Origin of the sequence: Flavobacterium lotistagni (assembly GCF_011392125.1) — a bacterium.
Classification (GTDB): domain Bacteria; phylum Bacteroidota; class Bacteroidia; order Flavobacteriales; family Flavobacteriaceae; genus Flavobacterium; species Flavobacterium lotistagni.
Genome location: NZ_JAAJBU010000011.1, coordinates 68,093 through 83,197, shown reverse-complemented (window position 1 = coordinate 83,197; position 15,105 = coordinate 68,093). Strand labels below are relative to the sequence as shown.

Annotated in this window: 9 protein-coding genes; 6 read left to right on the top strand and 3 right to left on the bottom strand. The window is 41.4% G+C overall.

What is annotated here, in order from left to right; genetic code table 11:
• The first annotated feature begins 51 nt into the window (after positions 1-51).
• From G4D82_RS12085 to G4D82_RS12070, 4 genes are all read left to right on the top strand, one after another.
• Entirely contained in the window at positions 52-4,713 is a 4,662-nt protein-coding gene (locus tag G4D82_RS12085; RefSeq protein WP_166337547.1) for a VPS10 domain-containing protein, read from the top strand.
• A gap of 44 nt (positions 4,714-4,757) precedes the next feature.
• The gene (locus G4D82_RS12080) at positions 4,758-4,934 is read left to right on the top strand and encodes a CAL67264 family membrane protein (protein WP_235924351.1); all 177 of its coding nucleotides are present in this window, start codon (positions 4,758-4,760) and stop codon (positions 4,932-4,934) included.
• 303 nt (positions 4,935-5,237) lie between these two features.
• On the top strand, positions 5,238-6,932 hold the full coding sequence (ettA, locus tag G4D82_RS12075; protein WP_166337546.1) for an energy-dependent translational throttle protein EttA: 1,695 nt from the start codon (positions 5,238-5,240) through the stop codon (positions 6,930-6,932).
• An 81-nt stretch (positions 6,933-7,013) separates the two neighbouring features.
• Entirely contained in the window at positions 7,014-9,185 is a 2,172-nt protein-coding gene (locus G4D82_RS12070) for a response regulator (RefSeq protein ID WP_166337545.1), read from the top strand.
• Between the two features lie 36 nt (positions 9,186-9,221).
• On the opposite strand, the gene G4D82_RS12065 is transcribed toward G4D82_RS12070, so the two are convergent.
• Both G4D82_RS12065 and G4D82_RS12060 read right to left on the bottom strand, forming a co-directional pair.
• A complete protein-coding gene (locus tag G4D82_RS12065; protein WP_166337544.1) occupies positions 9,222-10,478 on the bottom strand; it encodes a DEAD/DEAH box helicase in 1,257 nt (418 codons plus the stop codon).
• 56 nt (positions 10,479-10,534) lie between these two features.
• Positions 10,535-11,632 (bottom strand): formimidoylglutamase, encoded by a 1,098-nt coding sequence (locus tag G4D82_RS12060; protein WP_166337543.1) that lies wholly within the window; start codon positions 11,630-11,632, stop codon positions 10,535-10,537.
• Between the two features lie 92 nt (positions 11,633-11,724).
• On the opposite strand from G4D82_RS12060, the gene G4D82_RS12055 reads away from it, so the two are divergent.
• Entirely contained in the window at positions 11,725-12,609 is an 885-nt protein-coding gene (locus G4D82_RS12055; RefSeq protein ID WP_166337542.1) for a hypothetical protein, read from the top strand.
• Between the two features lie 46 nt (positions 12,610-12,655).
• On the opposite strand, the gene hutI is transcribed toward G4D82_RS12055, so the two are convergent.
• Positions 12,656-13,894, bottom strand: a complete 1,239-nt coding sequence (hutI, locus tag G4D82_RS12050; protein ID WP_166337541.1) for an imidazolonepropionase — start codon at positions 13,892-13,894, stop codon at positions 12,656-12,658.
• 77 nt (positions 13,895-13,971) lie between these two features.
• Between hutI and corA the strand changes: the two genes are divergently transcribed.
• Complete coding sequence (gene corA, locus G4D82_RS12045) at positions 13,972-15,054, top strand: magnesium/cobalt transporter CorA (protein WP_166337540.1); 1,083 nt, start codon at positions 13,972-13,974, stop codon at positions 15,052-15,054.
• Positions 15,055-15,105: the final 51 nt, after the last annotated feature.

Genomic DNA, 15,105 nt, shown 5'->3' with positions numbered 1-15,105 from the left:
AAATCAGAATTTGTTTTTAGGACAACGGCTCTGAGACTACATCGTCAATTTATGAAAAAAACTACTTATTTTCTGCTATTTTTCCTTGTTTTTTCGTTTGTTCAAGCCCAAAAAAAGCCATTGTCGAATCCGGCCTACAAGCGGATGATGTACGACATGAAAATCAACTTTTACACGGTTTGCGATTCTGCGGAAGCCTACTTTAAAGACCGTGATAAAGGAAAAGGTTCCGGCTACAAGCCTTATTTGCGTTGGCGATTTGAAAACGAATCCAAGTATGCGCCTTCGGGAAATAGAATGGTTGACCATTACATGCCGTACAACGAGTACCTTCGTATCAAGAAAGAAAATAAAACCGAAAAGCAACAACGCCTTTTTGAAACCGGTGGATGGAAACCTCTCGGGCCCAATAATATTACTAATGTCACCGGGCATTATTCTACAGGATTGGGTAGGGTTGAATTCGTTGAAGTAGACCGAAACAACGACCAACAAATTTACCTTGGTTCTCGAAGCGGTGGTTTGTGGCGCACTAGCGATGGAGGTGCCACTTGGTCGCACAACACCGATTTTTTACCGGCTTCTGGTGTGAATGCCATTGCAGCCGATCCGACGAATTTCAACAAAGTACTCATCAACGTGAGAAATGCCGGAAACGGAACTTCTTTCGGGGTTTACAAATCCACTGATGGTGGAACTACTTTCTCGGCTACCAATTTTATACCTGCGAATGTGGGTTTTGGTGGTTTGGGCTCTAATTTTAAAGTTTATACGATTCAGTATCATCCGAATGTAGCCAATTTAGTTTTCGTTGGCACCAGTCAAGGTTTGTATCGTTCAACAGACAATTTGCAAACCTGGACCCGACAAATCATTGGAGGCGATGTTTACGATGTTGATTTTCACCCAATCAATAACAACATCATTTACATCTACGACGGATTTAATGCGGCCAATAAAAACAAAGTTTTAAAATCTACTGACATGGGTGTGACCTATAGCGGCTTTATAGATTTACCGGGTAATGCCGATGCCAAACTTAAAATTTCGGTTTCGCCTACTTGCCCAGATTGTGTTTTTGCTTCTTCAGATAATGGGATTTGGAAATCTTCTGATGCGGGCGTTACCTATACAACAGTGCAGAATCCGCCGCCTTCAGGTGTGGCTTTATGGCAAGCCATGCCCAATGATTTAGATACTTCTAAGTTCGTTAGTGGTTATGTCGATTTGTTCCGAAGTGAAGATTCTGGTACTACGTTCACTCAATGTACTTGGTGGAGTTTGGGAAGCACTCAAAACGGAACCGGATCGAACCAACAAAATTATAACTCATCGAACCGTTATATTCATGCCGATACGAATTACCTGGATTGTGTGAATGGCGTATTTTACACCTGCACGGATGGGTTTTTATCGAAATCTTCCGACAATGGAATTACATGGCAAAAACTCAGTTTGTCGGTTGGCATCAGAGAAAATTATTGTGTAGGTACATCGCAGTCGGATCAGTTTGTTTCTATTTGCGGTTCACAAGACAACGGCACTAGTATAAAAAATGAATCCGGTTGGATTGAAGCCTATGGCGCGGATGGCATGGAAGGAATTGTTCTGCCCCTCAATCCGAACTATATGATCGGAAGTACGCAAAATGGTGGGCGAGGGCGATACATCGACGGCACAGGTGCTGCCAGAGTTGGAATTACTCCGCCAGGACAAACTGCCTCTTGGGTTGCGCCGTTGTTTTTCGATCCGAACAATCAAATGACTGTTTATTCCTTGGGAACAAAAGTGCATAAAAGCACCGATTTCGGAACCACTTGGACAGATATGGGAACTCCTGCCACTTTAGCGGGTACTATAGAAACAGCCGCCATTGCTGAAAATAATAGCAATATCATGGTCGTTACCAAAGGCAGTGCGATTGAACTCTCAGTGGATGGAGGCGTTACTTTTTCCAACATCAAAAACGGGCTGCCATCCAGTAGTATTACTGATGTGGCCTTCGATCCCAATGACGATGCTACGATGATAGTTACATACGACAGCTATCAAAACAACGGTCAAAAAATCTATATGACGCACAACTCAGGTCAGACATGGCAGAACATTACTTATAACTTAGGGAATATGCCGATTTATTCAGTCGTAATCGATCATACAAACGATTCGACTATTTATGTCGGTGCCGCAGTAGGGCTTTATAAGAAAACGATGGACGCCACCACTTGGAGTTTATACAATACCGATTTGCCTAACGTAGCTATCGAAGATTTAGAAATCCATTACGGCTCCAATACTATTAAAGCGGCGACTTGGGGTAGGGGTTTGTGGGAATATTCACTCGCCAACAGAAATAGTTTTCCATCTATCGTGAAAACTTACATTACCAATCCACCTACTTTTACGATGCCTAAAACCGGCTCGGCACAGTTTGTTACTTCAGAAATACAATACTCGGGCACTTTGACTGATGTGCATGTGAGCTGGGCAGTCGGAACACCTTCATTTAATGCTGTGAATGTCATTCCGATGTCGTTGCTATCCGGAACTACTTGGAGGTCGAATTCACCGCTTCCTGATTTTCTGTCGGGAACCAAAGTGTTTTTTAAAGTAGTGGCTACAGGCTCCAACAACGATACTTCTGAAACTTATAAGTTGATGTACGAACTCAGACTCAACGAATTTTGCGTGGCCAGCGGAGAAAATACTTCCGGTGCACTTTCCATGACCAGTTTTTCTTGTGCCAATTTGACCAATGGCCCAACTACTTATAACGGATATTCCTATTACAACACCACACCGATTGTGATGCACCAAGGCTCGACCTATACTGCGACCGGTAATTTTAATCAAAGTTGGAGTTCAAATGATTTTATTGTTTGGATTGACTACAACAACAATTTGGAATTTGAACCGTCAGAAAGAGTCGTCCTAGATGCAGATACCGGCAGTTCAGGAACCGGAACTTTTACTATTCCCAACGATGCTTTTCAGGGCAATGTGCGCATGCGCGTGCGTTTGGGTTATTGGGGCGATTACTCTGAAGCCTGCGGTACTACTTTAGGCGAAGTCGAAGATTATCTGGTGACTATTTATCCACCAAAGCCTACGATTAGTTTTGTCGGAAACAGCACGGTTTGTCAAGCGGTTTCAAATGAATTCAATTATACCGGAACAGCGGTAGAATCGGTGAGTTGGGTGATAAGCAATGGAGTCAACACCTACAATTTTACAGGAAATAACGCGAATACGATGGCTTTACCCGCAGGTAATTATTCCGTAACTCTGAACGTGGTCAAATACGGTTTGCCTTTTTCTCAAGTGTTTGCTAATTATCTGACGATTGCCAATTCGCCAACAAATGTTGATATTATCAATGCCAATGAAAGTTTGGCTTGCGGCACCATTAAAGCAATTCAAGCCACTGGAGGCAACGTAAGCGGAAACAGTATTACCCTAAATTCAGGCGTTTTAAATCTTGCGATTCCCGACAATTCAGCTACTGGAGTTTCAAAAATACTGACAGTTTCGGGTTTGCCTACTTCGGCCACAATTACTAAGGTGAATGTTGGGATCAACATCAATCATGCTTGGCTGAAAGACGTTGAAGTGGTTTTAAAAGCACCTAACGGAAATTATATCGCTTTAGCAGCAGACCAAGGCCCAAATGCAGTAGGTGCTTATGTTAATACTGTAATTACTTCTGATGCATCAGCTCCGGTTTTATCGACTTCATCTACACCAATTACCGGAACTTATCGGGCAAATGCTACTGCAGCCTCAGGTTTGAAAGCTAGTTTTGGAACCAATCTCACTACTGCATTTTCAGATTTGTTCTCGATGGCTAATGGCGATTGGACGGTTTTGGTATACGACGACGGAGCCAATGATTTAGGCACGTTTGTAGACTGCTCCATTACGCTCACGTACACCATTGCGAATGCTATCGTCTGGACTTCTGATAACGCAAGTCTTTACACAGATGCCTCAGCTTTGGTAGCCTACAATCCGCCGGGAAATTATCCGACAACTATATATGCAAGACCATTGGCTCCGAATGCAACAATTACTGCTACAGCCTCTTTTGGCGATTGTACTAAAACAGACTCTGTGGTTTATACCGTTGCAAATTGCAATACTCTGGTGAACCTTAAACTACACATTCAGGATTATTATGATACCACGACCAATTCTATGCGTCCTGTGAAAAACAATCAGGATGGATTTTCTCCATTTGATGAAGTCGAAGATTTAACCATTGCTCTGCATCAAGCCACTTCGCCCTATACCATGATGAGTTCGGCGATGGCAACGCTGCATACCGACGGCACTTTACAAGCTACATTTACTTCTTTGCCAGATGGCAATTATTATATTGTGGTGAAAGGCCGCAATGTCGTACAAACCTGGAGTGCGTTGCCACAAGCGATAGGGAATACACCGTTAACCTATGATTTTACTACTGCGGCATCCAAAGCTTATGGCAGTAATATGGTATTGGTGAAGCCTTCAGTTTGGGCATTTTATTCTGGCGATACCAATCAGGATGAAGCCATTGATAACTCCGATTTAGACACGATGTTCATTGATATTGAAAACTCCAACTTTGGGGTTTTGGCTACAGATGTCAACGGTGATGGAGCGGTAGATAACTCCGATTTAGATTCGCTTTTCATCAATATTGAAAATTCGGTGTATTCGAATCGACCATAATTAATTATTTCGCGATATTTGCGCCTCAAAATTTGACTACAATGATGAATAAAAATACCGTTCTGGGTTGGGCAACTTTGATTATGATTATCATGGGGCTAATCTTAATTGCTTTAGGTGCTTTTCGTTACGATGATATCGCCGGTTGGGGGTTTGCAGCTGTCGGCGTGGGTTTTCTAGCAAATGCTTGGGTATTCAATGCGTTGAAGGGCAGGGTATAGTGTGCCGATTTGCAAGTGAATCATTATATGTTTCAGTTCTGATGAAATAATTTTTTCTCTACTTTCGACACCACTTATTATTTCGGATTTAGAGCAATTTTTTGACTTTGCTCAAGCCTTCTAGAGTGTCAGTCCAAGTAGAACCGAATCAATTGTAAACAGATAAAAGTAGAACTTTTCAAGGTATTAATGTAATTCATTCGAAAGGGTAACTTTACCAATAAGTAGCTCTTTTCTTTTTTAGATAATAGCTATATTTGCGCCCAGGAATTCAATCATTCAACAACTTATAAACCCTGTAAAATGTCAGACGATAAGAAAGTTATATTCTCGATGCAGAAAGTCTCTAAGACTTACCAAAGCAGCGACAAGCAAGTTTTAAAAAATATTTACCTGAGCTTTTTTTACGGAGCGAAAATCGGAATTCTTGGGCTTAACGGCTCCGGTAAATCTTCATTGTTGAAAATCATCGCCGGTGTCGATAAGAATTACCAAGGCGATGTTGTGTTTCAGCCCGGTTATACTGTGGGTTATTTAGAGCAAGATCCGCAATTAGATGATACCAAAACCGTGATTGAGATTGTTCGCGAAGGTGTGGCAGAAACGATGGCTGTACTGGATGAATTCAACAAAATCAACGATATGTTTGGTTTGCCTGAAGTTTATGAAGATGCCGACAAGATGCAAAAACTCATGGATCGTCAAGCGGAATTGCAAGATAAAATAGATGCTTTGGGCGCATGGGAAATCGACAACAAACTCGAAGTGGCTATGGATGCGTTGCGCACTCCGGAAGGCGACACGCCTATCAAGAACCTTTCAGGTGGAGAACGTCGCCGTGTAGCTTTGTGTCGTTTGCTTTTACAACAACCCGATGTTCTTTTGCTGGATGAGCCCACCAACCACCTCGATGCGGAAAGCGTTTTATGGTTAGAACAGCACTTGGCACAATATTCAGGAACCGTAATTGCCGTAACGCACGATCGTTATTTCCTTGATAATGTCGCCGGTTGGATTTTAGAGCTTGACAGAGGAGAAGGCATTCCGTGGAAAGGCAACTATTCGTCTTGGCTCGACCAAAAATCCAAACGAATGGAACAGGAAGAGAAAGTCGCGTCTAAACGTCGCAAAACTTTAGAGCGAGAGTTAGAGTGGGTTCGTCAAGGAGCGAAAGGCCGTCAAACCAAGCAAAAAGCGCGTTTGCAGAACTACGACAAATTGCTCAACGAAGACCAAAAACAACTCGACGAGAAGCTCGAAATCTACATTCCGAATGGCCCGCGTTTGGGAACTAACGTGATCGAGGCAAAAAATGTAGCAAAAGCCTTTGGAGAAAAGTTACTTTATGACAACCTGAATTTCACTTTACCACAAGCCGGAATCGTCGGAATTATTGGGCCGAATGGTGCCGGAAAATCAACGATTTTCAAAATGATTATGGGCGAACAACAGCCCGATGCCGGTGAGTTTACTATAGGCGATACGGTCAAGATTGCTTACGTCGATCAATCGCATTCGAACATCGACCCAAACAAAACCATTTGGGAAAACTTCTGTGATGGTCAAGAACTGATTATGATGGGCGGCCGTCAAGTGAATTCAAGAGCCTACTTGTCAAGATTTAATTTTGGAGGTAGCGACCAGAATAAGAAAGTAGGTTTGCTTTCCGGTGGGGAACGAAACCGTCTGCATTTGGCGATGACTTTAAAAGAGGAAGGCAACGTTTTGTTACTTGATGAGCCGACCAACGATTTGGATATCAACACGCTTCGTGCCCTCGAAGAAGGTTTGGAGAATTTCGCCGGTTGTGCCGTAGTGATTTCCCACGACCGTTGGTTTTTAGATAGAATTTGTACACATATCTTAGCTTTTGAAGGCAATTCAGAAGTGTATTATTTTGAAGGTGGTTTCTCTGACTACGAAGAGAATAAAAAGAAGCGACTCGGTGGTGATTTAACTCCGAAACGTTTGAAATATAGAAAATTGATTAGAAATTAAGTTTTTAATCGGTAATTTTGAAACACAAATCCCGACTGCATGGTTGGGATTTTATTTTTATCCACCAATTCAACTTTTTTTGTGAAAAAATATATCCTGATCTCGTTCTTTTTTTGCGCAGGTTTTGCCTTGGCTCAAAATGAAAAAGCGAATATTGAAAACCAGATCAATACCGCCGGAAAATATTTCAACAAAGGCCAATACGAAAAAGCACTCGAACTTTCCAAATCGGCTTTGGTGCGTTCCTTTAAAATTAATGATGATTATCTGATTGCCCATTCTTACAATGCCATTGGCGTTATTTACGACGAATTTTCACAATCCAAGCACGCCATTTCGTTTTATAAAAAGGCGCTGGCCTATGCTTCAAAAACCGAGAACGATTCACTCAACGACTGGATTTATAGCAACCTCGGCAGCGTGTATTACTTCAGCAAAATAGATGTAGAGAAAGGCATTCAGTTTTACAAGAAATCTTTAAAGTTTGCCACTAAAATCAACGACAGCGTTCAGATTACCTATACCAAACTCAACATCGCAAGCGCTTATTTCTCGGTGAACGATTTCAAAAACGGAATCAATTATGTTCGCCAGTCGCAGGATTACGTGAAAAGAAAGGGTACCCACGAAATGCAATTCACGCTCGCTTCGTTACTCGGGATTTATCATACGCATGACAACCAACCGGAAATGGCTATGCAGTATTATAATTCAGCCATTGCAATTGCCGATAAGTACCAGTTTCAGAGTTATTTACTCAATATTTATGAAACCCTTGTTACGCATTACAAATACTATCGTCAACCGGAATTGGCCCAAGAATATCAAGAGAAGTTCAATTTGCTGAACAAAACTTTGTATTCCCAAGACAAGAAAGATTTGCTTAAAGAATCTGCCATGCAAATAGAACTTGATGAGTACCGCATTCAACTAGAGCGCATCGAACTTGAAAATGAAAAGCAGTTTCAAAAGCTTCAGGAATCCAATCGCGTGACTGCTTTGTTTTCAGTGCTTTTGGTGGTTTTTTTGGTGTTGCTTCTGACTTTGTATCGTTCAAATAAGTTCCGAAAAAAGATCAACGCTGAGTTGAGCCAAGCCAATACTGAACTTCAATTGGCCAAAGAGCAAGCCGAAGAAGCTTCCAAAATGAAGTCACAATTTGTTTCCACTATTACCCACGAATTGCGCACACCGCTGTATGGCGTGGTTGGGATTACTGATATCATCACTGACGAACACAAAGAACTCGCGAATAGCCCACATTTGAACTCGTTGAAGTTTTCCGCGCGTTATCTTTTGTCTTTGGTAAACGACATTCTGCAACTCAATAAAATGGACGAAAAGCATATCGTTTTGGAAACAGCCGTTTTCAGTATGCAAGAAGAACTCGATGCAATTGTCAATTCAGTGCAATACATCGCCGATAACAATGCGAATGAACTTATCGTTGCCATTGATCCGAAGATTCCAACTTTTCTAATTGGTGACCGTTTGCGTTTGTCGCAGATTTTGATGAACCTCACTAGCAATGCGCTTAAATTCACTCGCAACGGGAAAGTAAAAATATCCATGTTACATACCGGTATTCAAAACGATACTCATCAAATTGAATTTAAAGTTTCAGATACTGGCGTAGGAATTGCCCCGGCTGATCAACAGAAAATCTTCGAGATGTTCGTTCAGGTTGGCCGAACCGATGAAGACTACCAAGGAACTGGTCTGGGATTGTCGATTGTCAAGAAACTCATTGCGCTTTTCGGTAGCAGCATTCATCTGGAAAGCGAACTCAAGAAAGGCACTACTTTTCGATTTACCATTGGTTTTAAAGCCGCACAAGATGTTCAAAATCTGACTATGGCTACCGAGAAAGTACTTCAAACACCGTCATCGTTGAAAGTGTTGGTAGTAGAAGACAACAAAATCAACCAGCTCGTGACGCAGAAAATCATGGACAAACACCAAATCAAATGCGATATGGTTGAAGACGGATTTTCGGCTTTGCATTTACTTGAAACCAATCAATACGACGTTATCTTGATGGATATCAACATGCCAATCATGAACGGATTCGATACGACACGCCGTATTAGAAATCTAGGGATTCAAACTCCAGTAATTGCCCTGACTGCTTTTGACAAAGAAGAAGTCAAAGAACAAGCGATGGCTTGCGGTATGAACGACATCATCATCAAGCCTTTTGAGCCAGAGAAACTATTTGAGATGATTTATCAATTGGTAGGTGAAAGTCAATAAAAAATAAATCCCTCAATTCAGCGAGGGATTTTTTATTTAATACCAACGTTTTTTATTCTTTTTCGAATTGTTGGATTTGCGGGAATTTTTCTTTTCGCCACTTCGATTGGAATGTTTGGGTGGAGCAGCAATGGTTTCTGTTTCCGGATTGCCCTGATGCCATGGCCACGGATGGTCTTCGATTATCGTTACATCTACTTTGATAAGTTTCTGAATGTCTTTCCAGTAAGGCGCTTCATCTCGGCTACAAAATGAAATTGCAATTCCGCCATTTCCGGCGCGACCTGTTCTTCCGATTCGGTGCACATAGGTTTCAGGAATATTAGGCAGGTCGAAATTAATCACAAAAGGAAGTTGGTCAATATCGATACCGCGAGCGGCTATGTCAGTAGCTACTAAAACGCCGACTTCTTTGTTCTTGAACGCGTCCAAAACCCGTTGTCGCGCAGTTTGCGATTTGTCACCGTGGATGGCTTCTGCTGGGACGCCTTTTTTGCGAAGCGAACGCACCACATTGTCGGCGCCGTGTTTGGTTCGTGAAAATACCAATACATCGGATAGTTTCTCGTTGCGAATTAAGTGGTACAACAAGTTTCTTTTTTCAGTTTTGTCTACAAAATAAATACGCTGTTCTACTTTTTCTGCAGTAGAGGAAACAGGAGAAACCGTTACTGAGGCCGGATCGGTCAGAAACATTTCGGCCAATTCGCGAATGGCAATTGGCATGGTCGCTGAAAAAAGCAAAGTCTGGCGGTTAGAAGGTGTTAGCTTGACAATTTTCTTGACATCGTTCACAAAGCCCATATCGAGCATTTGGTCGGCTTCGTCTAAAACCAACGTATGCAAATGGTCTAAATCGATAAAGCCTTGTTTGTGCAAATCAAGCAAACGGCCGGGTGTAGCAATAAGGATGTCGATGCCTTTTCTAAGCACATCTACTTGCGGAACTTGCGAAACACCACCGAAAATGGTAAGTTGCGTCAGGTTAGTGTATTTGCCGTAATTGTCAAAATTCTGCCCGATTTGAACTGCGAGTTCACGGGTCGGGGTGACAATCAGAGCCCGGATTAATTTTTTCTTGTTGGACGAACCGACAATTCTGTGTAGTTGGTGGATAATTGGAATGGCGAATGCGGCTGTTTTTCCGGTACCGGTTTGCGCGCAACCTACCAAGTCTCTACCGTCTAAAACTATTGGAATGGCTTGTTCTTGTATTGGCGTGGGCTGGGTATAACCTTCTTCAGCCACTGCTCTTTGGATGCTCTTAGAGAGCGATAAATCTTCAAATAACATAAAATAAGTGCATTAGTATCCAGAGTGGATTCTCTGGAAATCGGGGCAAAGATAACTTATTTCGGCGTTCCAGACTTTACCACCGAAAAATCAACCGGCATATTGCTGATTATCCCAATCATCGGATCGTTCGCTTTCATGAAATCAGTAACCAGGTAGCCAATGAGTTTTCCGATCAAGTGGTTGTTTTTTTCTTCGCCCAAATCTGGTGCACCTTCGCAAATATGCAGGTAACTCACTTTCTGGTTTTTTCCGAAATGATGAATGAACTGACGCAATTGTTCTACCGAAAAACCGCTAATAGTCATAGCACTACTGGCAATATTAGGAATGGCATCTAAATCAATCTCAATCCCGTAATCTTGGTCTTGGATGAACTTTTGAGCAGTTTCGAGTTCGTTTTCAAACGATTTGAATTTTCGGATTGCAATTTCATCATAAGTATTATAGCGAACCCTTGCGTGGATTTTCTTGATTTTAGAAAGCACTTTCTTAGACGTGTAATTCTCATGTAAACCAAAGATGAAGTAGCGGTTCAAAAAGCCTTCTTCATAAGCATAAGAAAAACCGTTCCCGCTGTGACGTCCTTCGAGAATTCTGAAGTCTGAATGGGCGTCGAAGTTAATGGCGTTAATGGGTTTCCCTTTGGCTAGTGCTGTGCCTTTGATGTTACCATAGGCATTGTTGTGTCCGCCACCGATAATGATTGGGATTTTTCCCGCTTTAACAATAACGGAAATGATATGGCAAACTTCTTTATCAATACGAACCACAAGGTCATTGAATTTCTGTCGGTCTGCGATGCTATGGTAATTTAACGGTTCGGCTTCTGCCATTTCTTCTGAAACATCCAGTTGCCCGAGAACAAGCAATTCGTTGCCTTTACAGAATTTATTATATTGGATATTGGCGATACTGCGAATAGCGCTTTCCCAAGCAGAACTCGCACCAGGACGACCAAAATTAGCGCGAACCCCAATGTCTTCAGGAATTCCAAAGAGCACGTAACGCACAGGTGATTGCCTTAAAAAATCTTCAATCGATGTGGCCGTTTTAGGAACCACCGCCATTTTTTCGCCGAATTTGATTTCGCCGCTTCGGTGGTTGGTAATCCTCGCTAAGTCAATGCTGGTAAAGGGTATCAGCTTATCCATAAAAATATTTTAACAAAAACAGTAATATCTCCGAGCAAACATACGTTATTACTCCAAATATTGTTATTTTTGTTAAAATAAAATTTAAAACTATGGAGAACCAAAAAAGTAATTCAAATTTAAAGGCTGTCATTGCAATATTGGCCGTGCTACTTGTGGGTAGTTTGGTCTATATTTTCAAGATGACTTCGGATGCCAAAGCACTCGAAACGGAAATTTCAACAACCAAATCTGATAAAGAATCGGTGATGAAAGACTTAGAAGAACTAAAGGCGCGTTATGACGCAGCGATTGCCGAGAATACTTCAATGTCAGACGAACTAATCGCTGAAAGAGAAAAAGTTGTGAATTTGATGGCTGAACTAAAAAAGTCTAAAGGAGATGCAGCTTCTATGTCTAAATATAAAAGCCAGTACTTTGCTTTAGAGGGCAAAATGAAAGCATTGATAGCTGAAAATGATGCCTTGAAAAAAGACAATGCTAAATTGACAACAGAGCGTGATAGTACTATTACTGTGTTGGGTGAATCTAGAAAATACAACGAAGTATTGGTTGGTCAAAATCAAGAATTATCCAAAACAGTTGAAATCGCACAGAAGCTTACCGTGTCGAACTTGCAAACTGCTGCCTACAAACTAAGAAGCTCAGGAAAGCAAATTGCGACTGAAAAAGCCAGAAAAGCCGATATCCTAAAAATTAGCTTTACCATTGCCGAGAACAAAGTAGCCAAACAAGGCGATAAAACTTATTATGTTCAGGTTATTGATAGCAAAAATAATGTATTGGGCGACAAGAAAACACAAGCTTTTGGCGAAAATTCACTCACTTACAGTTTTGAAACTACTGTGAAATACGAGAACAAATCAGTTAATGTTTCTCAGGATTTGCCCGGACAGAATTTTGAAAAAGGAGATTATTTCGTCAATGTGTTTGACAATGGCGAATTGGTTTCAAAATCAAGCTTCAGTCTGAAATAAGAAACTTCAAGATACAAAAGAAGGAACTCAAAACGGGTTCCTTTTTTTATGTGATTACTTTTCCATCAATAATTACTTGATCAATCAGATGGCTGCCAAATGCATAAGGTAATTGGTAAAAAGAAGGAATTTCTTTGGTAATAATGATGTTGGCTTTTTTGCCTACTGTGATGCTACCGTGGGTTTGAGCAATTCCCATGGCATAGGCACCGTTGATAGTCGCTGCATTGATGGCTTCTTCAGGAGTCATTTTCATTTTGATGCAAGCAGTTGCCACCACAAAATTCATATTGCCTGAAGGCGTTGAACCCGGATTGAAATCTGTTGCCAAAGCCAATGGTAAACCCGCTTTAATCATTTCGCGGGCCGGTGTGTATGGAATACTAAGAAAATAAGAGCACGAAGGCAAAGCGACCGGCATTGTTTTAGTGTTTTTCAAAACTTCAATATCTTCAGGATTCATTACTTCGAGATGATCTACTGAAAGCGCGTTATATTTGACTCCTAAGCCCACACCGCCAATCGCATTGAATTGGTTCACATGGATTTTAGGTAACAAACCATGAGCAAGCCCGGCTTTTAATATAGCTTCAGTTTCTTCAACAGAGAAGTAGCCGCTTTCGCAAAACACGTCTATATATTCTGCGAGTTTTTCTTGAGCCACCTTTGGAATCATTTCGTTGATGATAGAATCGATGTAAGGTTGGTGGTTGTTTCTAAATTCTTCAGGAAAAGCATGAGCTCCGAGAAAAGTGGCTTTGATGGTAATCGGGTAATCTGCACGAAGTTTTTTGATTACGCGAAGCATTTTGAGTTCATCCGCCACCGTCAAACCGTAACCTGATTTGATTTCTACTGCGCCGGTGCCGAGTTGCATGACTTCCTCAAGTCTTGACTTGGATTGATTGTAAAGTTCCTCTTCCGAGGTGGCTTGTAATTTTTTAGCCGAATTCAAAATTCCACCGCCGCGACGGGCGATTTCCTCATAGGTCAAACCGTTGATCCTGTCTACAAATTCTTGCTCGCGATTGCCTGCATAAACGATATGCGTATGACTATCGCACCAAGTAGGAAGTACAATTTTTCCACTAGCATCGATGGTGTTATCGATCTCGAAGTTAGGGCAAGTTTCCATCGCGCCAAACGATTTTATCTTATCGTCTTCGAGCAACAAATAAGCATTTTTAATACTGGGTAACTCGGCCATTGCTGTACCGGAAACCTTGTCGATATTCGACTCGCGAACCTGCAATAGTTCTTTGATGTTGAGTATGAGCGTGCGCATTTGCGTTTTTTTGGTAAATGTAAACTGGAAAATCAAAAACTCCTATCTTTAGGACAAAATAATCTAAAGCACCATCAATGAAAAGGGTGAAATATAAAAAAGTCCGAAAGGTTCAACCCAATTATTATGAATACACCGGAATTCATACCACCGATCAAGTAGAAATGCAACTCTTCGTATACGACGATGCCGGTTATGAAGAATACAAGAAAGTATCGTTAGAGCGCATCGAGAGAGAAATCAACGACCCGCAACAGGAAGACGATGTCAAATGGCTCAATGTTCACGGCTTGCACGATGAGACATTGATCCAGAAAATAGGTGAGATGCTCCAAATAGAATCTTTCATCGTGAGCGATATCCTGAATGTATCGCGTCGAAGTAAAATGGAAGAACTCGATCAGGTTTTGTTTTTCAGCATTAAGTCAATTCTGCCTGGCGAGAATAAAGAACAACTAAAGGTCGAACAAATCAGTTTCTTGTTGAAAGACAATTTGCTGGTTTCGTTTCAAGAAAAAAGGAGCGATTTCTTCACGCACATTCGCGAGCGCATTAAAACCCACAGTGGTATTGTTCGCAAAAAACGCAATGATTATTTGCTTTACCTTCTGCTGGATGCCGTGATGGAAAACTTCTACATCTCCATCGAGTATTATGAAGATGCTATAGATGCTCTTTTGGTTGAGGCCAAATCAAGTGATAAACCTGATGTATTGGAATGTATCGAGAAAACACGAGAAGACATGAACTTTTTAAAACGTTCGATTTTGCCGCTTCGCGATGCGTTGTTCAATCTCAAAAGCGAACACGATGAAACTCAGTACGACGGAATCGAAGCGTCTAATTACGGTTTTTTCGCTCGACTGCACCAAAAATCACTTGAGATTTTAGAACAAATTGAATATGATATGAACACACTCGATAGCGCTTCGAATTTCTATTTTTCTTCGCAAAGCCATCGGATGAACCAAATCATGAAAATCCTGACAGCAGTTTCGGTGATTTTTATGCCGCTGACTTTTATTGTTGGCGTGTATGGAATGAACTTCGATTTTATGCCAGAGCTTCGATACCGTTATGGTTATTGGGCAGTTATGGCGCTGATGTTTGTGCTGGTGCTGATCATGGTAGCGTATTTTAAAAAGAAAAAGTGGTTTTAAAATTTCCCGATGTCTTACAGTTCATCCTCAAATTACAACAATTCGGTGATA

Bases quoted from the DNA above. Each gene is read 5' to 3' on its own strand.
- G4D82_RS12085 (WP_166337547.1), top strand. From the start codon at position 52: ATGAAAAAAACTACTTATTTTCTGCTATTTTTCCTTGTTTTTTCGTTT.
- G4D82_RS12080 (WP_235924351.1), top strand. From the start codon at position 4,758: ATGAATAAAAATACCGTTCTGGGTTGGGCAACTTTGATTATGATTATC.
- ettA (WP_166337546.1), top strand. From the start codon at position 5,238: ATGTCAGACGATAAGAAAGTTATATTCTCGATGCAGAAAGTCTCTAAG.
- G4D82_RS12065 (WP_166337544.1), bottom strand. From the start codon at position 10,478: ATGTTATTTGAAGATTTATCGCTCTCTAAGAGCATCCAAAGAGCAGTG.
- G4D82_RS12060 (WP_166337543.1), bottom strand. From the start codon at position 11,632: ATGGATAAGCTGATACCCTTTACCAGCATTGACTTAGCGAGGATTACC.
- G4D82_RS12055 (WP_166337542.1), top strand. From the start codon at position 11,725: ATGGAGAACCAAAAAAGTAATTCAAATTTAAAGGCTGTCATTGCAATA.
- hutI (WP_166337541.1), bottom strand. From the start codon at position 13,894: ATGCGCACGCTCATACTCAACATCAAAGAACTATTGCAGGTTCGCGAG.
- corA (WP_166337540.1), top strand. From the start codon at position 13,972: ATGAAAAGGGTGAAATATAAAAAAGTCCGAAAGGTTCAACCCAATTAT.